We start from the raw sequence: 20,835 nt of genomic DNA, 5'->3' as shown, positions 1-20,835 counted from the left end.
ACGGTCTTGACGTTGCCGTTCGCGTCGTAGGTGAACGTGTCCGTCCGGCCGGCGGCGCTCTTCTTCGACACCAGTACGGTCGGCTTCGCGCCGGTGGTCAGCCTCTGGTAGGTCAGCAGCACACCCGGCAGCCCGTTCTTGACCGCCATCGCGTCCCGCACGATCAGCGGATACCCGGTGGTCGGGTCGTACTCCCAGGTCGACACCGCGCCGTTCGGCTCCTGCAGCCGGATCACGTTGTGGTCGCTGTCCCACCCCAGCAACGTCGCCTTCGTGCCGCCCGAAGCGTTCTGGTTCGCATCCAGGATGCTCGTGGTCCGCCCGTAGCCGTCCATCCGGTACGTCGTCACCGACGGCGTGGACCCGTTGACATCGGTGACGGTGGCGACGATGTCCTTCGCGGCCGATCCGTCCGGATCGGCGTAGGAGAACGTCGTGTTGTTGTTTCGGCGGTCGGTGTAGCTCTTCGGCCACGACGCGTAGGTCGAGTTCTCGGTCGCGGTGTAGTACTGGACCTTGGTCTCGGCGTTGCGCGGGTCCTTGACCGAAATCAGCTTCGTGTTCGAGTTGTTCGAGGTGTCGGAGTAGGCGAACTGGAACGCCTTCACCGCAGCACCAGGGTCGAAGGTCGCTGTGATCGAGTTGAACGGGCCGCCGTCCTCGAGCCGGGTCAACTGCGAGGAGGCGTTGTAGGTGAACTTCAGCGCCCGCCCCGAGAGGTCCCGGATCCACACCAGTTTCCTGGCACCGCCGGACTCGTACCCCAACGTCAGAACCTGCCGGTTGCGGGAGTCGGTGACCGTGGTCAACCGGCCGGAGCTGTCGTAGGCGAACGACATCGTGTTGCCGTTGCGGTCCACCACCGACGTCTGCAGGCCGGTGTCCTGGTTGAAGTAGAACCGGGTGCCATCGGGCCGGGTGAACACCCATTGGTGTGCCGCGTCGGCGGTCAGGTCACGCGTCAAGTCCAGGCCGACACCGGGCGGGCGGGTGTAGGTCAGCAGCGACGGGGTCTGGGTGGCGAGCTTGTAGGTATGGGTCGTGCCGTCACCGTCGATGAACGTCATCAAGTTGTTCGTGCTGCCGCCGGTCGGCACCGAAAGATCACTGCCGAGCCTGGTGAGGGTGGCCGCCTGGACGGAGAACCCGAACCCGGCCCGCGGGTTGGTGCCGTCTTGGCTGTTGTAGGCCAGCCGCACGAACGCCGACGGCCCGATCGACGGGTTCGACAGCGCGTCGTAGGACCAGACCGCGTTGCCGCTGTACAGGTTCGTCAACAACTGCGCACCGCCGCCGGTCTCCTCACCGGTATAGGAGAGGAACTTCTCCAGACCCAACTGGTTCGAGCCCGGGTCCTCGACGTAGCGATCGACACACAAGAGACCAGTGGTCATGACTGCACAGCCTTGCGTGGGCTCAGTGGTATTGCTCGACGGATGATGAGTCGCGGAGAACCATTCGTTCTTGTTCGCGGCGGGATTGAACCACCACAGGTCCAGATAGAGGTCGTAAGCCAGCCGCTTGGAGCCGTTGTCGGCCTCGATCGGAGTCCGGATCGGCAGGTCCAGTGTCTTCGACTCGCCCGGTGCCAGCGCCTGCTCAAGTGGCTTGAAGTTGCGGTCACCAGACACCGTGATGTCGGTCGTACTGTCCGGCTCGGTCCAGCGGTAGGACAGTTGCGCGTCGGCCGGCCACGTCTCGTTCGATGTGTTCGTGACCGTGACCGGGGTCGTAATCGTGGTACCCGGCACAAACCTCTCCGGCATCTCATCGGCCTGGTAGGTCTCGGCCTGGTTCTTGGCCAGGTGCTCGATCCACAGCCGCGGCCGGAACAACGTGTCGGGCGACTCGCCGTTGGTGATGCTGACCAACTGCTGACCCGCCGCGGCCGGCGCCTCGTCACGCGTCCGCAGCAACAGGCCGTGGTTGTCACCCGGGTTGTCGACCCAGGCCTGCACCTTCGTCAGAAAGTTCTGATCCTCGGTGTTCGGCGCGAATGTCAGCCGCTGCGCGTTACCGTCCGGATGCACCCACGCCAGCAACATCCCCGGGTCGTAGTCACCGCCCTGAGTCGTCCAGTTGATCGTGGAGTCCGCCTGGTTCCACGTCGCTTGGTCCTCCTTGAAGTCCTTCGTCAACGCATACAGGTCGAAGTCCGCCCGGCCGCTACCCGACCCGTAGTTCGAGAACAGCTCCACCCGCGCGTCGGTGACCTTCGTGCCCTGCTTGATCGCCGCGGTGTCGAACTCGAACACGCCACGCTCGACACCGTAGATCGGGTGATTGTTGCCGACCTGCACCCAATACCGCGTGTTCCCGGTGGTGCCGTCCGGGCGCTGCAGATTCGTGCCCGGCTGGGTCTTGCTCAACGTCGTGTCGGAAATACCACTGGTGATGTCGCCGCTGAAGGACTGCAGGATCCGGCCCTCACGCGGCATCGTCACCGTCTGCACGTTCGACGCGGCCTTGCCGTTCGCCGCGCCGTCACCCACCGTCCGGGCCACGACCCAGTAGTTGTACGTCGCCGGATCGGTGTCGCCGGTGCCGGTCACCGTGGACGGCTTGGCCGTGTCGTCGGTAAACGAGGTCACGTCCGGCGGCACGGTCCCGACCAACTCCAGAGCACCCGGTGCGGTCGTCGAGAAATAGTCACCCACCGGCGCGGCACAGCCGTTGGCCGGCAGCACGCGGCAACCGCGGAAGACCTGGTACTCGACCAGGTCGTCATCGTCGGCCGGCGTCGGATCGACGTACTTGCCCCACGACAGCTCCGCACCCGAGGCGTTGATCGTCGACGGCGGGTTCAGCGTGACACCAGGCTCGTCGTAGGTGATCACCAGGTTCGGCCGCGCCGCAGTCTCACCGCCCAAAGTCGCCTCGCTCGCGGTGTAGTACAGGCCACCGGCCGGCGCCGTCGCAGGCGCCTCGTCGACAGCCTTCAGCATCACCCCGAAGTTCGACGCCGGATTGGCCACCCACGACTGCACATAGCTGCCCAGCGCGTACGAATGCCAGCCGTCACGATCCCCCGGCTGCTTGGTCGCCGTCGAATACTTCGTCCACGACACCGCGTCCGCGATCGGGACCGTCGCCACCCCGGACTGGTCGCGAACGATCTTCACCCGCGCCGGGCTCCCCGGCCGCGCATGAATCGTGCCCAACGAGTACCAAGACCCCGCCGCCGCACCGGTCGTCTGGTCCCACGTCGTGTTCTGCACCAGCGCCTGACCACCGGCCGTCGCACCAGTCAGCGTCGTCGCCAACTTGCCGCGATACGACGCCTGGAAATAGTGACCCTGCACCAGATAGTCACCCTCACTCGGCACCCGCGCATCCCAGGTAAACGCCTCCGGCGTCGTACCGTCCGGCGCATACGAGAACGAGCCATTCACCGCAGCCGGCGTTGGGATAGTCCTTCCACGACCCCTCATACGACGCCGACAAGGTGTCCTGATCGTCGACCGTGACCTTGTTGGTGGCATACGTCCCGTCCCACGCCGCGTTCATCGACGCCCACGTCGCCGACGCCTCCGACCACCCCGAAGTCACCTTCACCGCCGCGAACGGCAGCCTCACGTCCTGACCGAACCCCGCCCCGTAATGCAGATTCAGATCAGCCGACCGGACCGTCGTCGTGGCCGGGATCATCGACAGATCGAACTTCAACAGACCCCGCCACGTGTTGTGGCTCGCGTCATCCCCCACCAGCACCGTCGAGTTCGAGCCATACGCCGTGGCCGAGTTCGCCTCCGAAATCGACGTATCCTGCGCCGCCGCCGGATCCGGCACCACCACGATCGTCGGATCGATCACGATCGGGAAGACCCGCTCCTTCGCCGCCAGCCACGCCTGATCCGGCCTCAGAGTCAGCAGCGTCTTGCCGCCCTGCGGGGTGATCGTCTGGGTGATCTTGTCCGAGTAGCCCGGCTGGCCCAGCTTGTTGTCCGGCGAGGAATCGAACATGTTCGGCGCCGGGATCACATACCTCGGCCGCACGTCCCCAGACTTGTCACTGGTCTTCTTGAAGAACCCGATCGACCCATCGGCCTGCGCCTTCGCCGTCAGACCACTCGTGTGCAACTCGAACGTGTACTCGTTCGCCGCATCGGCGGCAGCCGTGAGTACAACGGTCTCCTTCACACCCGTGCGCGACACGTAGTACCGCACATCCGCCGTGCCGAACACGTCCGCGAACGCGACCGAGGAGTCCTTCATCAGCGGCGTCAACTGCCGCTTCTCACCCGCCGCACCGAGGCTGATCGACTCGCCGTCGGCCTCGAACGTCAGCAGACGGTCGGTGGACTTGCCGAACCGCGTCCGGAAGGCGTTCTTCGCGTTCTCGAACGAATCGTCACCGGTACCCGCAGTGACTTTCGTGTCGATGCCCTGCCACTTGCCCCTGGAGTCCTTGTAGTGCACCGGCTCCGTCGACAACTCGACCTGCGTCGTGCCATCCGACATCCGATAGCTGGACGTTGTCGCCGTACGCCGCTCCTCCAACTCCCGCACCCGCGCGGGCTTCCCACTCGCAGCTGTCGTGGTGGACGCCTTCGCTACGCGCGCGGGAAGCGGTGGCGCCAGCGGGCCGGCCGCCGGACGAGCCACCTGCGGCACGGCGACCTGCACGACCGACTGTGGATGCGCAAGCGCAGCAGCCGGAACTCCGAGCGATGCCGGAAGAGACAGCACCAGGGCAGACGTCAGCAACCTACCGGCGCGGCGCATAGGGCACTCCAGCAGACGAAGGGGCGGAAGCACCAGCGCAGCCCCCGCGGCACCGGTATAGACAACAGACTTTCTATCGTTCGAATTGCTGGCCCGCAACCGCACTGCATGTTGCTGCAGGCGACACGCCGCACCAGCGCCACACGCGGGCGCCTCTGCTATGTCTGCAGCGCAATCAGGAACCAACCCAACTACGCACCTCAACAGCCAAGCAACCGCTGAGCGGTGTGCTGCGCACGACCCGATCAGCAGGGACGCACAACGATCACGTCACGGGTACGGATATGAAGTGATCAGTTTCGGTCATTTCACGGCAGCAGGTCCCGGACCACCGCGTCGGCCAGCAGCCGGCCTTTCCTGGTCAGGACCAGCCGGTCGTCGCGTTGGACGACCAGGTCGGGTAGGTTTCGGGCCGCCGTGCGGCCCTCCTCGTCCAGCACGTCCAGGGGAAGCCCGGCGGCGAGGCGGACCTCGAGGAGTACGCGCTCGACCCGGCGGGTCTCGGCGTCGAGGGTCTCCCGGGCGTACGCCGGACTGACGCCGGCGTCGAGGCGTTCGGCGTACGCGCTGGGGTGCTTCACGTTCCACCAGCGGACGCCGCCGACATGGCTGTGCGCGCCCGGACCGATCCCCCACCAGGTGTCGCCGCGCCAGTAGAGCTCGTTGTGCCGGCAGCGTGCGTCCTCGGTACGAGCCCAGTTGGACACCTCGTACCAGTTCAGGCCCTGAGCGGAGAGCATCTCGTCCGCCATCACGTACTTGTCGGCCAGGTCGTCGTCATCGGGCATCGGCAGCTCGCCTCGCCGTACCCGACGAGCCAACTGCGTGCCGTCCTCGACGATCAGCGCGTAGGCGCTGACATGGTCCGGCTGTGCCGACAACGCGGACTCCAGGGAAGCCCGCCACTCATCGATCGTCTCCCCCGGCGTTCCGTAGATCAGATCGAGATTCACGTGCTCGAACCCGGCGGCCGACGCCTCCTTCACCGCCTCCAGGGCCCGGCCCGGGGTGTGCTGCCGGTCGAGGATCCGGAGCACGTGCGACGACGCGCTCTGCATCCCGAAGCTCACGCGGGTGAAGCCGGCTTCGAGCAAAGCCTCGAGGTACGCCGGGTCCACCGACTCCGGGTTGGCTTCGGTCGTCACCTCGGCGCCAGGCGCCAGCCCGAACTCGTCCCGGACCGCGGCCAGCATCTTCCCGAGATCACGAGCCGGCAGCAGAGTCGGCGTACCCCCGCCGAAGAACACGGTGTCGACCGGACGGTCGAGGTCCTTCAAGACCTCCCGGGCCTGGCGGACCTCGGCGACCGCGGTGTCGGCGTACGACGCCTGCGACCCGCCACCGCCCAGTTCCTTCGCGGTGTAGGTGTTGAAGTCGCAGTATCCGCAGCGGGACGCGCAGAACGGGACATGCAGGTAGAAGCCCAGCGGGCGTGATCCGGCCTCGCGGACGGCGGCTTCCGGCAGCGACCCGTCCCGGGGCGCAACCTCCCCCTCGGGCAGTGTCGACGGCACCCCACCATCGTACGGACCCGTGTTTCGTCACCAGATCTCCGTCACTTCGTGGTCACAGTCCGTCCGGAGATAGCTACATTCGGCTCATGGACACCGAGGCTCAGGCCGTCGGACGCGCCACCCGGAACGCGGTCGTGGTCGTGGTCGCGATCATGCTCGGAATGCTGCTCGCGGCGCTCGATCAGACGATCGTGGCGACCGCGCTGCCGACCATCGTCAGCGACCTGGGTGGCGCCAACCACCTCTCCTGGGTGGTCACGTCGTACCTGCTGGCCGAAACGATCATGACCGCGCTGATCGGGAAGTTCGGCGACCTGTACGAGCCGCTCGCCACTCAACTGGTTGCCGACGGCTACCTCTCCGAGACCCTCGGCCAGTACGCTTCACGACGGCCGGGCTGGAGATGTTCCAGCGCTTCGTCGGCGCCTTCCGGACCTGGATGCTCGACCGCCTCATCGAGTGGGACCCCGACAACTCCGAAGCCTTCTCCTGCGCGGTAGACCGCCTCGCCGAACAAATGATCGACCAAGGCCAATCCCTCACCACCGGCAAACACGCCGCAGCGCTCACCCCCGCCCACTAGCTCCGTGGGCGGCACAGGCCGCCGGTCTGCGGGAACCGCGGCGTCGCGGAAGACCGCCCGGTCCGCGGAGGCAGCGGGGTTCGGGGAAGCCGCCGGCTCGCGGGGGTTTGGACAACTTCTGGGGACCTTGAACAAGGAATAGCCTGTTCAAGGCCACCGGTTCCCGTGCCAGCCCCCGGGAGTTGTTACGTCTGGGGCGGCGATCTCGTCGAAGTGAGTAGAACCTCTACCAATGACGAAGGAGATCGACATGCCTCGGCTGAACCCCCAGGCCACCATCCTCGGCCCGAAGATCGCGAAGCACCTGGTCTCGGCCCACAAGGCCGTCGCCGGCTCGACGTTGCCGATGGCAACCATAGAACTGGTCAACATCCGGGCCAGCCAGATCAACGGCTGCGGCGGCTGCCTCGACATGCACACCAAGGAAGCCCTCCACGCAGGCGAAACCCCGCTCCGGGTGAACCTGGTCGCCGCGTGGCGCGAAACAACCGTCTTCACCGACGCGGAGCGGGCCGCGCTCGAACTCACCGAGCAGTGCACCCGCTTCGCCGACGGCACCGGCGTCACCGACGACGTCTGGGAAACCGCGGCCAAGCACTACAACGAAGAGGAACTCACCGCTCTGGTCAGCCAGATCGCCCTCATCAACGCCTTCAACCGCATGATGGTCACCTTCCAGCAGCCCGGCGGCAACTACGAACCTGGCCAACTCGGCTGAACGCCCATCACCAACTACCTGTGCTGCTAGTGTCCTGCTTCTGAAATCCGTGACATAAGTTGATCGCGGGCGGATTGCCCGGTGACGCGTTGGAGGTAGCGGCTGAGGGAGTCCAGGATTTCCTCGGCGGTTTTCTTCCAGATGAATGGTTTGGGGTCGTCGTTCCAGGATTTCACCCAGGCGCGGATGTCGGCTTCCAGAGCCTGGACGCTCTTGTGGGTTCCGCGGCGGATCTTCTGCTCGGTGAGGTGGGCGAACCAGCGTTCGACCTGGTTGAGCCACGACGAGCCGGTCGGGGTGAAGTGCATGTGGAAGCGGGGGTGTTTGGCCAGCCAGGCCTTGATCGCCGGGGTTTTGTGGGTGCCGTAGTTGTCGGCCACGATGTAGACGTCCAGGCCCTCGGGCACCGTTTTGTCGATCGTGGCCAGGAACTTCTTGAACTCGGTCGCGCGATGCTGGCGGTGCAATTCGGTGATCACGGTGCCGTCGGCAACATTGAACGCCGCGAACAGTGACGTGATCCCGTTGCGCCGGTAGTCGTGCGTGCGGCGCTGCGGCATGCCCGGCATCATCGGCAGTACCGGCTGCGACCGGTCCAGTGCCTGGATCTGCGACTTCTCGTCCACGCACAACACCACCGCCCGCTCCGGCGGATTGTGATACAGCCCGACGACATCGACGACCCGCTCCACGAACAACGGATCGGTCGACACCTTGAACCCATCGACGCGATGCGGCTTGAGACCGAAATCGCGCCAGATCCGCCCGATCGTCGAGCGCGACAACCCAGTCCGCTTCGCCATCGACGACTGCGACCAATGCGTGGCACCGGCCAGCTTCGACTCCAGCGTCGCCACGATCACATCCTCGACCTGATCCAGACTCACCGACGACGGCCGCCCCGGCCGATCCTCATCGACCAGCCCATCCAGACGCTCGGCCAGAAACCTGCGACGCCACTTCCCGACCGTCGACTCACCACAGCCCAACCCCGCCGCCACCTGCTTACTCACAGACCCCGGCTCCGCACACGCCAGAATGATCCGCGACCGCAACGCCAGCACCTGCGACGACTTCGCCCTCCGCGCCCACCGCTCCAACTGCGCACGCTCATCAGCGGTCAACACCAACTCGGCCTTCGGCCGCCCAGTCCTAGGCATACAACCCACCCTAGACTTATGCCGCGAATTTCAGAAGCAGGACACTAGCGGCTGAGATCGCCTGCCGACGAGCCGGCCGTGCTGAATTCGATGCGTAGGGATCCGTCGTCCGGGAGGGCGATGACGCCGTCGGCGGCGGTTCGCCAGCCGACGGGTAGGAGGTAGAACTTGTCGCCGGTTCGCTGGAGCAGGCGGAGGCCGTCGTACCGGAAGCCGTAGGCGGACGAGGGCTCGGTGATCCGGTACTTCGTCACTCCGGGGCCGCCGAGCTGGATGTCCTGCTTGCTGTACACGACAACGCCCGTACGGTCGTCGAGACCGGCCACGATCTGATGGGCAAGCCCGCGGCCGACGACGCCCGCGAACATCGACAGCTCCCAGAAGATCGTGAGTGCGACCAGAGCTCCGACGAGCAGTTTCATCAGCGGCCAATGCCATCTCGCGAGCCGGCCGCCTTCACCGTCATGCCGGGTCAGAGCGTCGATCCGGCGACACATCACCGATGCGTAGCTGGTGATCAGGATGCCGACGGCCATCGCCAGCGGCACGATCAGCTCCAACCACATCGGCCACACCAAGCCCGCGATCAGGCCGAGCGCCGGCAGCGCGATCCAGCTGAACCTCAACCATCGGAAGCCCCTGCGCCAGCCCGGCAGATCTCGGCCGTGATCGATCGCCGCCGAAATCTGCTCGTGTGCAAGCAACCACGCGATCCCGACGCCGCCGACCACCAGCAGCGGCACGAACAGTGTGTCGATGCTTCGGAGTACGTAGTCGCGCGTGGACATGCCGAGCACGCTCTCCTCGAGCCCCAGCTCACGGGCCTGCTCATCGCTTCTCGCCCAGCCGAAGTAGACGAGCAACGCGGTGGCCACCGTCAGCGGTGGACCGAACACGCTCACCAAGCTGAGCGCTGACCGCAGGACATCAAACCCTTCATGACCTGACTCGGGCCTTGCTTCTGGAGCGCCCCTCCGGCGTCGTCTGATTGTCGACAACATCTCCCCCTAGGAGCCACAGTCGCTGGTTGGCGCGGGCAGACCAGCCGCGTATTCGAAGACCGCACCCGGAGGGCTGGTACGACGACCACCCGGCGACTTGACCGTGATGCGGACCTCCCCGGGACCGACACCCGGCGGCGAGCACGCGTACATGAATTGGCCCGCAAAGTCGTTGCCAGTGGTGAACTTGGTCGCCTTGACGTCACCGAAGTACACCTCGGACACCTGCACCAGGCCCGCACCGATGATCTTCACTTCGGTCCCACCGCTCACCGGCCCAGCGACTTTCTCGGGAGCGGTCTCGACGGGATCCCGGAGCTCCAGCTTGTCGATGCCCCACGGGCATGCCGTTCCTGCCGACGGGACAAGGTCCAGCCGAGCCTTCGGCTGCGCACGGTGCGCGGAAACGAGTCGTTCGAGCAGCGACACCACCGAGTGCTCCAAGCAGCTCTGTGGTTGGCCGGCGAGGGCTTGCCGGGACTGGTTCAAGTAAGCGATGGCCGCGGTCCAGCGGGTCGAATCACCGCTCAGAGCACCCAGACAGGCTTCGCCCACACCTCGGTACGCCGACCGCATCCGTCCGAGCGTGTCGCCTTCCACGGCGGCCAAGTCTTCGCAGCGCCGTACGCGTTCCGTACCGGTGGCGAGGACGGCCCGATGCGTCCGGCCGAACCACTCCATCGGCGGCGGCGAGTCCGCCGCGGCTGGGCCGAACGGCACCCACGTCACCTTGGCAACCGCCACCTTCCGAGGGAACGACCGCCCCTGGCCCGGCTGCGTCGAGGTGGTCTTACTCGGTCCCGTCGAGGTCGTCCTACTTGGTCCCGTGGAGGAGGTCGCCCCTGGTCCCGTCGAGGACGTTTCACCTGGTCGGCTCGAGGAGGTCTGACCTGGCCGCGACGTCTCACCTGATCGGGGCGAGTTCGGATGACCTGGCTGCGACGTCTGGCCGGGTTGCGAAGTCTGCCCCGGCGGGGGCGTAGTACTGCCCAATCCAGTCGACGACGTACCTGTCGGTGCCGTTGTCGACGGCTGCACGGGCGTCCAGGTCTTCACCTGACCCCCGCCGGGCGTCGGTCGTACCGAGGTACTCGGCGCGGCCGACGGGATCGGGCCGGCGTCAACCGAGCGAGCCGTATTCGACCCACAACTCGTGACGACCAAACACGACAGCACGACCAACGACCACACACGCCCCCGAATGCTCATAACGCCCCCTCACTTACCCCGGAGGAGAGATCGAGGCCAAAACGTACATACCCCTCGAAAGAACACCCCTTTGAAGCAATCCGGTGGATGCTTAGGGCGTGGGTGATGAGGATGTGGCGGCGGCGATGGCCGGGAGCTTCCTCGGCGGACTGCCGGCTGAGCTGGTCGAGCGGCTGCTGGCTACGGGTGATCGGATCGACTTCCCGGCCGGTAGCACGCTCTATCGGGAGCGGTCGGCGCCGCGGGCGCTGTTGGTCGTCCATGGGCTGCTGCGCGTTTACATGTCGTCGCCGGAGGGTCGTCAGGTGACAGTCCGGTACGCGCGCCCCCGCGACGTACTCGGAGTTGCCGTTCTGGTCGGCGGTCCGGCGGACGTCGGCGTACAGACGTTGGCCGACTCCACCCTGTTCCGGATAGACGCCGGATTGTTGACGACTGCGGCGCGGGACGACAGCCGGGTCGCGTGGGCGATGGCCGAGGAACTCAGTCGCCGCCTGTACGAGAACCTCCAGCAGACAGCGGTCAACGCTTTCGGCACCGTACGGCAGCGGGTTGCCGCTCACCTGCTGGACCTGGCGTCCGCCCAGCAGAGTCCACGCGGCGAGCTCGTCGCCCGCGTGTCCCAGCAGGAACTCGCGGATGCCGTCGGTTCGGTCCGTGAGGTGGTGGCGCGCGTACTGCGGGACTTCCGGCTGACTCGGTTGGTCGCGACCTCGGCGGACCGTGTCCACATCCTCGACCCCACCGGACTCCACGACCAGACGTGGAACCCCGACGACGAGTGACCTCGGTTACTCGAGCGCGCTACAAAAGTCACAGACATGCCGCGACCGCGGGCGAAGACTGATGCCCTCGGCCCCGAATCCGTCGGGCCGATCGGTACCTCAGGAGTCCACATGTCCACGGAAGCGACCAGATTGCCGGCGCGCACCGGCACCGGTGATCCGGTACGAGCGGTGTCGGTGATCAGCACCGGCAGCGTCGAGATCCACCCCGAACACGCCCACGGCTCGAAGAAGCCGCTCTACTGGTGGCTGCTCACCTCACGCCGGTGGCTGCCGCCCCGCCCGATCAACGTGTACGTCGTTGAGCACGCCAACGGACTGGTGTTGTTCGACACCGGCCAGGACCGCGCCTCGGTAACCGATCCGTCGTACTTCCCGGGCGGGTTCAACGGCATCGTGTACGACCGGCTCGCCAAGTTCCACATCGCCGAGCACGAGACCCTCGACGCGCAACTGGGCACCCTCGGGTACTCGACCGCGGACGTCGACAAGGCGGTCATCTCCCACTTGCACCAGGACCACATCGGCGGGATCCCACAGCTCGGCCGCAGCGACCTCCTGATCACGTCCGCGGAATGGGACCAGCTGTCCGGGTTCTCCCCCGAGGCCCGCGGCTTCCTCCGCGCGCATATCGACGTACCCGGCGCGCGCTGGAAGCACATCACCTTCGCACCAACTGATCTGGCACCGTTCACCGAGGCGTTCGACGTCATGGGCGACGGCTCGATCGTCCTGCTCCCGACCCCCGGTCACACGCCCGGCTCGATCTCGATGCTCGTACGCCGTCGCGACCTGCCACCCCTCCTGATGGTCGGAGACCTCACCTACGAGGCCGGCCTGCTCGAACGCCGCCAACTCCCCGGAGTTGGAGACCGCGGCGAACTCGCCCGCACAACCGACAACGTCCTCGCCCTCGCCGAGCACCTCCCCGGCTTGGTAATCCTCCCCGCCCACGACCCGACCGCCGCCCAACGGCTCGTCGACAGCTCCCGGCGGCCCCAATGAAATTCACCAACACGATCACCATCGACCGTCCCCCGACGGAGGTCTTCGCCTACCTGTCAAACCTGGAAAACCTCCCCCGGTGGAACTACGCCCTGGCCGAAACCCGCCAGCTGACCCCCGGCCCACCCGGCGTAGGCACCCGCTACATCCAAACCCGCACGATCCCTGTCCACACAGAGGAATCCCTGGAAATCACCGAGTTCACCCCACCCCACAACCTCACCATCCAAGGCACCCTCAACGCCTTCCCCGCGAACCTCACCTACACCCTCCACCCCACCGCCAACGCCACCACCCTCACGAACACCATCGACCTCCACCCCCCACGCCCCCTCAACCTCCTGGCCCCGATCGCCCTGAGCCGAATCAAATCCGCAGTAGCCGAGAACCTCGCCGTACTAAAACAACTCCTAGAGCACGCCTGAGCACCTCGGCGCGCCAGGGACGCGCTCCGCCGATGTATCTGACCGGCCGGTCCATGCCTCAGACCTGTACAAGGGTTCTGAGGGGGTCCCATGCCTACACCGTTCTCTGGCGAGCAGTTCACATTCACCAATCCCGACGGCACGCAGGTCGAAGTGCGCGGTTGGGGCGATCAGTTCGAGGCCGTGTTCGAGACGCTCGACGGCTACACCGTCGTACAGGACCCGAACACCGGCTTTTACCACTACGCCACGCTGGCGGCCGATCTCACGGACCTGGTGCCTACGGCAGCCCGGGTCGGTGAGACCGCTCCAGGCGTTCTCGGCATGGCGCGGCACCTACGGGCACCGCGCGCCACCAGCCGGACTCGAGCGGCCGCGTTGCAAGCGGAGCTGGAAGCGCGCGGCAGCCGGCCTCGCTGGCAGGTTCGACGAGAGCAGCGGCGGTCCCAGGCCAGGCGGGATGCCGGCCTGGCGGCCGAACTGCACGTCGACGCGGGTCCGCCGGAGCCTGCCGGAACGGTGGGCGACTACCGCGGGTTGTCCGTGTTGGTTCAGTTCCCCGACGTACCGGCGACGATCGCGCAGGGCGAGATCGCGAACTTCTGCAATCAGGCGGGATACACGGGCTTTGGTAACAACGGCTCGGTCTACGACTACTTCCTTTCAGTGTCGGACGGCAAGTTGCGTTACACCAACGCGGTCACGACGTACTACACCGCCGCGCATCCCCGGTCGTATTACACGGACCCGGCGATTCCCTACGGTCAGCGTGCTCAGGAACTCATCGGCGAAGCACTCGCGAATCTCACCGCGAACGGGTTCGACTTCTCCGGGTTGAGCGCGGATGGTGCCGGCTTCGTCTACGCGCTGAACGTGTTCTACGCGGGTGACCGGGTGAACAACTGGTCCCAGGGGCTGTGGCCGCACTCGTGGGCGCTGGCCACGCCGTACCAGGCGACGCCGACCAAGAGGCTGTCCGACTATCAGATCACCAATGTCGGCAGTCAACTGACGCTGCGCACGTTCTGTCACGAGAACGGGCACATGATCTGCGATTACCCCGACCTGTACGACTACGGGGGCGAGGGGTACGGCGTGGGCAACTACTGCCTGATGTGTTACGGCGCGTCGGACACCAACCCGTGCCAAGTGAGCGCCTATCTCAAGGACGTGTCCGGGTGGACGTCGCGACTCACCACGCTCGGGCCGGGCATGATCGCGACCGTCGCGGCAGGCAGCAATGACTTCCTGGTGCACCGCCGCGATGTGAACGAGTACTTCATCGCGGAGAACCGGCAACAGAGTGGCCGGGACAGCGCCCTGCCGGATGCCGGGCTCTTGATCTGGCACGTCGACCGGCTCGGCAGCAACAACAACGAGCAGATGACGCCGACCATGCACTACGAGGTGTCGTTGGAGCAGGCGGACGACCGGTTCGATCTGGAGCGCCGAGCCAATTCCGGCGACGTGGACGACCTGTACGGGGCGCCGACGGCCGAGCAGTTCGGTGCGGCGACAGGACCGGACAGCCAGTGGTGGGACGGAACCGCATCGGGGCTGGAGATCGTCAGCGTCTCCGCGCCGGGCGCAGCGATGACAGTGACTACACAAGGGGGAAGTGCAATGGCAAGTGTGGTGGGAACCTGGCCGGTGGTGGCCGTCGACTGGGGATGCTCTGGATCGGTGCTGAAGGCGAGCGCATTCACCTTCAATCCGGATGGCACGTGGACCTACGCCTTCGGCGGCGGCCGCTGGATCCAGGTGGGAAGTAACGCCTTCTGGAACTTCACCAACGCGCCGGGGCTGGTGTACACGGCCTCGGTCTACGCGGACGCGATGTCAGGCATCATGGGGTACGCATCGGCACCGCCGAACCCGGGATCTGGCTGCTTCTATGCACTGCGCGCCGCGTCACCGGCGCCGGCGGAAGCAGGCGTGCCGGGGGCCGCGGCGGTCGCCGACCCGGCCGTCTCACCATAAGCCGAGCATCGCCTACACCGCCTCGACGTACGCGGATGTTGCCGAGGTAGCCGTATCACAAGCGTCCACGGCTACCTCGGACCCACGTTCACTCGTACATCTTGTCCAGCTGGGCGGCGTACTGGGTTTCTACGTACTTGCGTTTGAGCTTCAGGCTGGGGGTCATTTCGCCGGACTCGACGGTGAGGTCTCGGTCCAGGATGGTGAACTTCTTGATGGTTTCCCAGCGGTTGAGGCCCACGTTGAGCTCGTCGACGTAGCCCTGGACCATCTCGCGGGCCGCGTCCGAGGTGACGATGTCGGCGTACGGCTTGCCGGCCATGTCGTTCGAAGCGGCCCACACCACGATGGCGTCGGGGTCGAGGGTGACGAGCGCGGAGACGAAGTTGCGCTTGTTGCCGTGGACAACGAATTGCGAGGCGTAGGGGCAGATGGTCTTGAATCGGCCCTCGATCACCTGGGGGGCGACGTACTTGCCGCCGGAGGTCTTGAAGAGGTCCTTCTTGCGGTCGGTGATGAAGAGGAACTCGTCCTCGAAGTGCCCGATGTCGCCGGTGTGGAACCAGCCGTCGGCGTCGATCACCTCCGCGGTCTGCTCGGGCTGGTTGTGGTAGCCGCTCATCACGCCGGGGCCCTTGATCAGGATCTCGCCGTCCTCGGCGATCTTCATCTCGGTGGCCGGGAAGATCGGGCCGACGCTGCCGAGCCGGTACTGCGTCGGCCGGTTGAGCGAGGAGCCGGCCGCGGTCTCGGACAGGCCGTAGCCCTCGAGGATCAGCAGTCCGGCGGCGTGGAACCACTCGGCCAGCTTCTTGTCCAGGGCAGCTGAGCCGGACACGAAGAAGCGGATCCGCCCGCCGAAGCGAGCCCGGATCTTCGACAGCACCAGCCGATCAGCCGTGGCGTACTGCGCCGCCAGCAAGCCGCTCGGCTCCTTGCCGGCCTGGCGCAGGTCCGAGACCCGCGCGCCGACGCCGAAGGCCCAGTGGAAGAGCTTGGCCTTCACCCCGCCTTCGGACGCGATCATCGTGACGATCCGCGCGTGCGCCTTCTCGAAGATCCGCGGCGCGGCGGCCATGAACGTCGGTTGTACGATCGCCGCATTGTCGACAATCTTGTCGATCCGCCCGTCGACCGCCGTCGCGAAACCGATCTGGAACTGTACGGCGAGCAGCACCTGGCCGAAGACGTGCGACAACGGCAACCACAGGAACTGCAGGTCGTCCGGACTGAGCACCCGGATCCCCTCGACCGCGGCACCCTCGTACGTCCACACCGAGTGCGGCAGCCGCACGCCCTTCGGACGGCCGGTGGTGCCGGAGGTGTAGATCAACGTGCACAGGTGATCCGACTTGATCTGATCCAGCCGCTCGTCGACAGCCGCGGGGTGATCGGCCAGGTACGACTCCCCCAGCGAATCCAGCGCGGACAGGCTGATCACCCAGTCACCGTCACTCTCCAACGGAGAGCCGTCGATCAGCACGACCTTACGCAGCGAGGGCGTCTCGGAGCGATGCTCCCGGAGCTTGTCCACCTGCCCCGCGTCCTCGGCGAAGACGACCTGTACGTCGGCATCCGCAACGATGAACCCGACGTCGGACGACATCGTCGACGGGTAGATCGTGGTCGTCGCGGCCGCGGCCAGGACGGCGCCCAGGTAGCAGTCGATCCACTCCATCCGGGTGCTCGACGCGATCGCGACCCGCTGCTCGGGCTCGACGCCGAGCGCGATCAGACCGGCGGCCCGGCGGCGCGCCAGCTCGTCGGTCTCCCGCCACGTCACCGACTTCCATTGATCCCCGGCCGGATACCGGAACGCCTCGCGCTGCGGGGTGGCGGCGACGCGGTCCAGGAACATCTGGGCCATCGTGTCCTTGCGGTTGCTGAGCAGTGCGAGCTGGCCGGAATCGGCGACAGGCTTCATAACTGGCCTCCATCGGGGGTCAAGTAACCGGAGGGTAATAGCTGGGAGGCATGCCTGACCATGGCACTCGCTTGCCCGCCTGAACCTTCTCCATCACGTTTCCGCAACATGCGCATACGGTGGCACGGACCTCACTATCCGTTCTGATCGAGCCTACCGACGGACCACCTCCGCATCGGGGTGGTCGTCGGTGCGGACGGTCTGGTTCAACCGCAGCAGCAGAGCGGCGAGCAGCACCGCCGGGCGGTGTGACGGCAGCGGTACGAGGTCACCGTCTGCGGACCGCACCTCCACCGTGCCCGGCAACCGAGACCGGAGGCCGGTCGACCCAACTCCAGCACCTTGCTCCTCCCCCCACAGGAGGCCTCACCCCTACCGTCAGCCCAGGAACGTCCCGGGGGTCAGCGGTTGGCTAGGAGTTCGGCGATCTGGACGGCGTTGAGGGCTGCGCCCTTGCGAAGGTTGTCGTTGGAGACGAACAGGACCAGACCGCGGTTGCCGGGAACCGACTGGTCCTGGCGGATGCGGCCGACGTACGACGGGTCCTGACCAGCGGCGAGCAACGGCGTCGGGAGGTCGGCGAGTGCGACCCCGGGGGCGGCGCCGAGGATCTCCGTGGCGCGTTCGGGGGCGATCGGCTCGGCGAACTCGGCATGGATGCTCAGCGAGTGGCCGGTGAAGACGGGCACACGGACGCAGGTGCCGGCGACGGGGAGGTCCGGGATGTGGAGGATCTTGCGGCTCTCGTTCCGGAGCTTCTGCTCCTCATCGGTCTCACCGGTGCCGTCGGCAACGATCGAGCCGGCCAGCGGGAGCACGTTGAACGCGATCGGTCCGGCGTACACCTTGGGCTCCGGCAGCGTGATGCCGTCGGTGCCGCGGGCGAGCTTGCCGCCGGGCTCGACCAGGGCACGCGCCTGGTCCTCGAGCTCGCTGACGCCGACGCCACCGGAGCCGGAGACGGCCTGGTACGTCGAGACCACGAGCCGGGTCAGGGTCGCCTCGCGATGCAGCGGGGCGAGCACCGGCATCGCGGCCATCGTGGTGCAGTTCGGGTTGGCGACGATCCCCTTCGGAAGGTGGTCGAGGTCGCCCGGGTTCACCTCGGAGACGACGAGCGGTACGTCGGGGTCCATCCGCCAGCCGGACGAGTTGTCGACCACGATCGCACCGGCCGCGGCCACCTTCGGCGCGAACTCCTTGGACGCCGTCTTCCCGTTGGAGAACAAGGCGAGATCCAGGCCGGCGAAGTCCGCGGTGGCGGAGTCCTCGACGGTGATCTCCGCGTCACCGAACGCCAGCTTGCTGCCCGCCGAGCGCGCCGACGCGAAGTACCGCACCTCGTCCACCGGGAACTTCCGCTCGATGAGCAGCTCCCGCATGACGCTACCGACCTGACCTGTGGCTCCGAAAACACCTACTCGCATGCGGAAACAGTAGTAGGTCGGTGCCCCGATCGCCTGGTTGTTTCACCATGCGGTGCTGCCCCTGGAGGCGGACCGCCCGGCGCCTTGGGGCGGGGAGGCGCCGGGCCGACTGGGTTACTGCACGTCGGCGGCCAGGGTGCCGCCGTTGGCTACGTCGGTCTTCTCGATCTCGGTGAACACGATCCGGACGGCCTCGCGCTTGGCGCCGAGGATGGCGATGGCGGAGTCGGTGACGGCGGCGACGAACTCCCGGCGCTGGTCCAGGGTGCGGCCGGAGAGGAGTTCGACGGTGATGTTCGGCATACGGGATCTCCTGAGGGTTGGCGGTTCCGTGTCGTGGGACAGTGTTTCAGTTCAGGACGGGAGCCGGGCGGGCGGTGACCTCGGCGGGGTCGGTGTTCAGCGAATCGATCAGCTCGTCGACCTCCGGACGGTTCTCCGGCAGCAGCAGGCCGAGGCCGACGTACACGACCAGGGAAGTTGCCAGCGGCAACGCGACGACCAGGGTGGTGTCGGTGGAGCCGACGCCCCACTTGACGACCGCCCACGCGATCAGTCCGATCGCCCACGACACCAGCGCCGCCCGCGGCCCGCTGCGCCGGAACCACGGCAGCAGACCGAGCATCAACGGGATCGCGATCGATGGGGGCGAGCGACTGGAGGGTTCCATCAGCCAGAACTTGGTGTCAAGACGCGGAACGTGGAACATTTCCAGTCCTGGTTCCGGACCGTTAGGCCGATTGACAGGAGGTTCCGTGGAATAGAACCTAGTTCTGTGAACGGACAGCCGCCCCTTCAGGTCAGACACGCCACCCACCCCGCCCAGGTGCCCGGCTTCGACACCGCCGCGCTGCGCTCGCACTACCTGGCCGACGATCTCTTCACCCCGGACACGATCACCGCGGTGCTCACCCACCACGACCGGATCGTGCTCGCCGGCGCCCGCCCCGCGCGCGGTCCACTGACGCTCGGCACGTGGCCCGAGCTGCGCAGCGAGCACTTCCTCGAGCGCCGCGAGGCCGGCATCGTCAACGTCGGCGAACCGGGCACGGTCACCGCGGACGGCACCAAGTACGAGCTTCCGACAGGCGCCTGCCTGTACGTCGGCCGCGGCGTCCGTGAGGTCGTCTTCGATGGACCGGACGCGGCGTTCTACCTGTTCTCGGCCCCCGCGCACACCGACTTCCCTACCGCGCTGGTGAATCCCGGCGAGGGCAACCGGCTCGAGCTCGGCGACCAGCGGACCGCGAACCGCCGCACGATCGACCAGTACATCCACGCCGACGGCGTCCGCAGCTGCCAGATCGTGCTCGGCGTGACCACGCTCCACCCCGGCAGCACCTGGAACACCATGCCCGCCCACACCCACGACCGCCGGACCGAGTGCTATCTGTACTTCGGACTCCCCGAAAGCGAGCGGATCGTGCACCTGCTCGGCGAGCCCGACGAGACCAGGCATCTGCTGGTGGCCGACCGGCAGGCCGTGATCTCACCGAGCTGGTCGATCCACTCCGGCTCCGGCACCTCGTCGTACAGCTTCGTCTGGGCGATGGCGGGCGAGAACCAGGCGTTCGGCGACATGGACGGCGTCGACGTACAGGACCTGCGGTGACGCCTGACCCGTTCAGCCTGCAGGGATGTACGGCGCTCGTCACCGGAGCCCGGCGGGGTATCGGGGCGGCGATCGCGGCCGGGTACGCCGCGGCCGGCGCCGAGCTGATCCTGATGGCGCGGGACGCGGCTCTCGAGGACACGCTCGAAGCGATCAAGCAGAACGGCGGCGGTGCGGCGACGGTCGTCACTGCCGACTTCGCCGATCCTTCAGCGGTGGAGGCAGCCGCTGCCGAGCTGGCCGCGGATCGCCGCATCGACATCCTGGTCAACAACGCCGGCACGATCCGCCGCGCGCCGGCCGCCGAGACGAGCACCGCCGACTGGCAGCACGTGATCGACGTGAACCTCAACTCCACCTGGGCGGTCACCCGGCCGATCGGGCGGGCGATGGTCGAGCGCGGCGCGGGCCGCATCATCACCATCGCGTCGCTGCTGAGTTTCCAGGGCGGGATCAGGGTTCCGGCCTACACTGCGAGCAAACATGCGGTCGCGGGACTGACCCGGGCGCTGGCTGGGGAGTGGGGACCGGCCGGCGTCCAGGTGAACGCGATCGCGCCCGGGTACATCAGTACCGACAACACCACCGTGCTGCGCGCGGATCCGGCTCGCGAGGCCGCGATCCGGGAGCGCATCCCGGCCGGTCGCTGGGGGCGGCCGGAGGACGTCGTCGGTGCCGCGGTCTTCCTGGCCTCGGCGGCGGCCGGTTACGTCAACGGCCACGTACTCGCGGTCGACGGCGGCTGGCTGGCCAGATAGGAGTGGCAG

The 20,835-nt window shown here is 66.8% G+C and carries 19 protein-coding genes; 8 read left to right on the top strand and 11 right to left on the bottom strand.

Annotated features, from left to right (window positions below; translation table 11 throughout):
• The 3 genes from ACZ3HV_RS39590 to hemW all read right to left on the bottom strand — a co-directional run.
• On the bottom strand, window positions 1-3,392 hold a 3,392-nt coding region (locus ACZ3HV_RS39590; RefSeq protein WP_465692425.1), incomplete at its 3' end, for a DNRLRE domain-containing protein.
• Window positions 3,316-4,725 carry a DNRLRE domain-containing protein gene (locus ACZ3HV_RS39585; protein ID WP_465692423.1) on the bottom strand — a complete coding sequence of 470 codons (1,410 nt, stop codon included), beginning with the start codon at window positions 4,723-4,725 and terminating at the stop codon, window positions 3,316-3,318. The genes ACZ3HV_RS39590 and ACZ3HV_RS39585, both read right to left, overlap by 77 nt.
• Window positions 4,726-5,033: 308 nt before the next feature.
• Window positions 5,034-6,239, bottom strand: a complete 1,206-nt coding sequence (gene hemW, locus ACZ3HV_RS39580) for a radical SAM family heme chaperone HemW (RefSeq protein ID WP_465692421.1) — start codon at window positions 6,237-6,239, stop codon at window positions 5,034-5,036.
• Window positions 6,240-6,325: 86 nt separating this feature from the next.
• On the opposite strand from hemW, the gene ACZ3HV_RS39575 reads away from it, so the two are divergent.
• The gene (locus tag ACZ3HV_RS39575) at window positions 6,326-6,739 is read left to right on the top strand and encodes a hypothetical protein (RefSeq protein WP_465692419.1); all 414 of its coding nucleotides are present in this window, start codon (window positions 6,326-6,328) and stop codon (window positions 6,737-6,739) included.
• Between the two features lie 315 nt (window positions 6,740-7,054).
• Complete coding sequence (locus ACZ3HV_RS39570; protein WP_465692417.1) at window positions 7,055-7,540, top strand: carboxymuconolactone decarboxylase family protein; 486 nt, start codon at window positions 7,055-7,057, stop codon at window positions 7,538-7,540.
• 26 nt (window positions 7,541-7,566) lie between these two features.
• Here the strand turns inward: ACZ3HV_RS39570 and ACZ3HV_RS39565 are convergent, their stop codons facing one another.
• The 3 genes from ACZ3HV_RS39565 to ACZ3HV_RS39555 all read right to left on the bottom strand — a co-directional run bounded on the left by ACZ3HV_RS39565 (window position 7,567) and on the right by ACZ3HV_RS39555 (window position 10,445).
• Window positions 7,567-8,700, bottom strand: coding sequence for an IS630 family transposase (locus ACZ3HV_RS39565; protein ID WP_465692415.1), 1,134 nt, complete (start codon window positions 8,698-8,700; stop codon window positions 7,567-7,569).
• Window positions 8,701-8,744: 44 nt separating this feature from the next.
• The gene (locus ACZ3HV_RS39560) at window positions 8,745-9,596 is read right to left on the bottom strand and encodes a hypothetical protein (protein ID WP_465692413.1); all 852 of its coding nucleotides are present in this window, start codon (window positions 9,594-9,596) and stop codon (window positions 8,745-8,747) included.
• A 111-nt stretch (window positions 9,597-9,707) separates the two neighbouring features.
• Entirely contained in the window at window positions 9,708-10,445 is a 738-nt protein-coding gene (locus ACZ3HV_RS39555) for an IPT/TIG domain-containing protein (protein WP_465692411.1), read from the bottom strand.
• A gap of 563 nt (window positions 10,446-11,008) precedes the next feature.
• Here ACZ3HV_RS39555 and ACZ3HV_RS39550 point away from each other — a divergent pair.
• From ACZ3HV_RS39550 to ACZ3HV_RS39535, 4 genes are all read left to right on the top strand, one after another.
• The gene (locus ACZ3HV_RS39550) at window positions 11,009-11,695 is read left to right on the top strand and encodes a Crp/Fnr family transcriptional regulator (protein ID WP_465692409.1); all 687 of its coding nucleotides are present in this window, start codon (window positions 11,009-11,011) and stop codon (window positions 11,693-11,695) included.
• Between the two features lie 111 nt (window positions 11,696-11,806).
• Complete coding sequence (locus ACZ3HV_RS39545; protein ID WP_465692407.1) at window positions 11,807-12,700, top strand: MBL fold metallo-hydrolase; 894 nt, start codon at window positions 11,807-11,809, stop codon at window positions 12,698-12,700.
• Window positions 12,697-13,125, top strand: a complete 429-nt coding sequence (locus tag ACZ3HV_RS39540; protein ID WP_465692405.1) for an SRPBCC family protein — start codon at window positions 12,697-12,699, stop codon at window positions 13,123-13,125. Before ACZ3HV_RS39545 ends, ACZ3HV_RS39540 begins: the two co-directional genes overlap by 4 nt.
• Window positions 13,126-13,215: 90 nt before the next feature.
• Window positions 13,216-15,105, top strand: a complete 1,890-nt coding sequence (locus ACZ3HV_RS39535; RefSeq protein ID WP_465692403.1) for a M6 family metalloprotease domain-containing protein — start codon at window positions 13,216-13,218, stop codon at window positions 15,103-15,105.
• 88 nt (window positions 15,106-15,193) lie between these two features.
• On the opposite strand, the gene ACZ3HV_RS39530 is transcribed toward ACZ3HV_RS39535, so the two are convergent.
• The 5 genes from ACZ3HV_RS39530 to ACZ3HV_RS39510 all read right to left on the bottom strand — a co-directional run bounded on the left by ACZ3HV_RS39530 (window position 15,194) and on the right by ACZ3HV_RS39510 (window position 19,126).
• A complete protein-coding gene (locus tag ACZ3HV_RS39530) occupies window positions 15,194-17,029 on the bottom strand; it encodes an AMP-dependent synthetase/ligase (RefSeq protein ID WP_465692401.1) in 1,836 nt (611 codons plus the stop codon).
• Between the two features lie 153 nt (window positions 17,030-17,182).
• The gene (locus ACZ3HV_RS39525; RefSeq protein WP_465692399.1) at window positions 17,183-17,317 is read right to left on the bottom strand and encodes a hypothetical protein; all 135 of its coding nucleotides are present in this window, start codon (window positions 17,315-17,317) and stop codon (window positions 17,183-17,185) included.
• A gap of 113 nt (window positions 17,318-17,430) precedes the next feature.
• Window positions 17,431-18,456 carry an aspartate-semialdehyde dehydrogenase gene (locus tag ACZ3HV_RS39520; RefSeq protein WP_465692397.1) on the bottom strand — a complete coding sequence of 342 codons (1,026 nt, stop codon included), beginning with the start codon at window positions 18,454-18,456 and terminating at the stop codon, window positions 17,431-17,433.
• 114 nt (window positions 18,457-18,570) lie between these two features.
• The gene (locus tag ACZ3HV_RS39515) at window positions 18,571-18,759 is read right to left on the bottom strand and encodes a tautomerase family protein (protein ID WP_465692395.1); all 189 of its coding nucleotides are present in this window, start codon (window positions 18,757-18,759) and stop codon (window positions 18,571-18,573) included.
• Window positions 18,760-18,805: 46 nt separating this feature from the next.
• The gene (locus ACZ3HV_RS39510) at window positions 18,806-19,126 is read right to left on the bottom strand and encodes a hypothetical protein (RefSeq protein ID WP_465692393.1); all 321 of its coding nucleotides are present in this window, start codon (window positions 19,124-19,126) and stop codon (window positions 18,806-18,808) included.
• A gap of 105 nt (window positions 19,127-19,231) precedes the next feature.
• Here ACZ3HV_RS39510 and kduI point away from each other — a divergent pair, with 105 nt between their 5' ends.
• A complete protein-coding gene (gene kduI, locus ACZ3HV_RS39505; RefSeq protein ID WP_465692391.1) occupies window positions 19,232-20,068 on the top strand; it encodes a 5-dehydro-4-deoxy-D-glucuronate isomerase in 837 nt (278 codons plus the stop codon).
• Entirely contained in the window at window positions 20,065-20,826 is a 762-nt protein-coding gene (locus ACZ3HV_RS39500; protein WP_465692389.1) for an SDR family oxidoreductase, read from the top strand. Before kduI ends, ACZ3HV_RS39500 begins: the two co-directional genes overlap by 4 nt.
• The last annotated feature ends 9 nt before the right edge of the window (window positions 20,827-20,835 follow it).

The sequence above is a fragment of the Kribbella sp. NPDC020701 genome (genome assembly GCF_055562215.1).
This window is presented reverse-complemented; position numbering and strand designations above follow the sequence as displayed.

What these genes read in the sequence shown, in the direction of transcription:
- ACZ3HV_RS39585 (WP_465692423.1), bottom strand. Translation starts at nt 4,725, where the DNA reads ATGCGCCGCGCCGGTAGGTTGCTGACGTCTGCCCTGGTGCTGTCTCTT.
- ACZ3HV_RS39575 (WP_465692419.1), top strand. Translation starts at nt 6,326, where the DNA reads ATGGACACCGAGGCTCAGGCCGTCGGACGCGCCACCCGGAACGCGGTC.
- ACZ3HV_RS39570 (WP_465692417.1), top strand. Translation starts at nt 7,055, where the DNA reads ATGACGAAGGAGATCGACATGCCTCGGCTGAACCCCCAGGCCACCATC.
- ACZ3HV_RS39565 (WP_465692415.1), bottom strand. Translation starts at nt 8,700, where the DNA reads ATGCCTAGGACTGGGCGGCCGAAGGCCGAGTTGGTGTTGACCGCTGAT.
- ACZ3HV_RS39545 (WP_465692407.1), top strand. Translation starts at nt 11,807, where the DNA reads ATGTCCACGGAAGCGACCAGATTGCCGGCGCGCACCGGCACCGGTGAT.
- ACZ3HV_RS39540 (WP_465692405.1), top strand. Translation starts at nt 12,697, where the DNA reads ATGAAATTCACCAACACGATCACCATCGACCGTCCCCCGACGGAGGTC.
- ACZ3HV_RS39535 (WP_465692403.1), top strand. Translation starts at nt 13,216, where the DNA reads ATGCCTACACCGTTCTCTGGCGAGCAGTTCACATTCACCAATCCCGAC.
- ACZ3HV_RS39530 (WP_465692401.1), bottom strand. Translation starts at nt 17,029, where the DNA reads ATGAAGCCTGTCGCCGATTCCGGCCAGCTCGCACTGCTCAGCAACCGC.
- ACZ3HV_RS39520 (WP_465692397.1), bottom strand. Translation starts at nt 18,456, where the DNA reads ATGCGAGTAGGTGTTTTCGGAGCCACAGGTCAGGTCGGTAGCGTCATG.
- ACZ3HV_RS39515 (WP_465692395.1), bottom strand. Translation starts at nt 18,759, where the DNA reads ATGCCGAACATCACCGTCGAACTCCTCTCCGGCCGCACCCTGGACCAG.
- ACZ3HV_RS39510 (WP_465692393.1), bottom strand. Translation starts at nt 19,126, where the DNA reads ATGGAACCCTCCAGTCGCTCGCCCCCATCGATCGCGATCCCGTTGATG.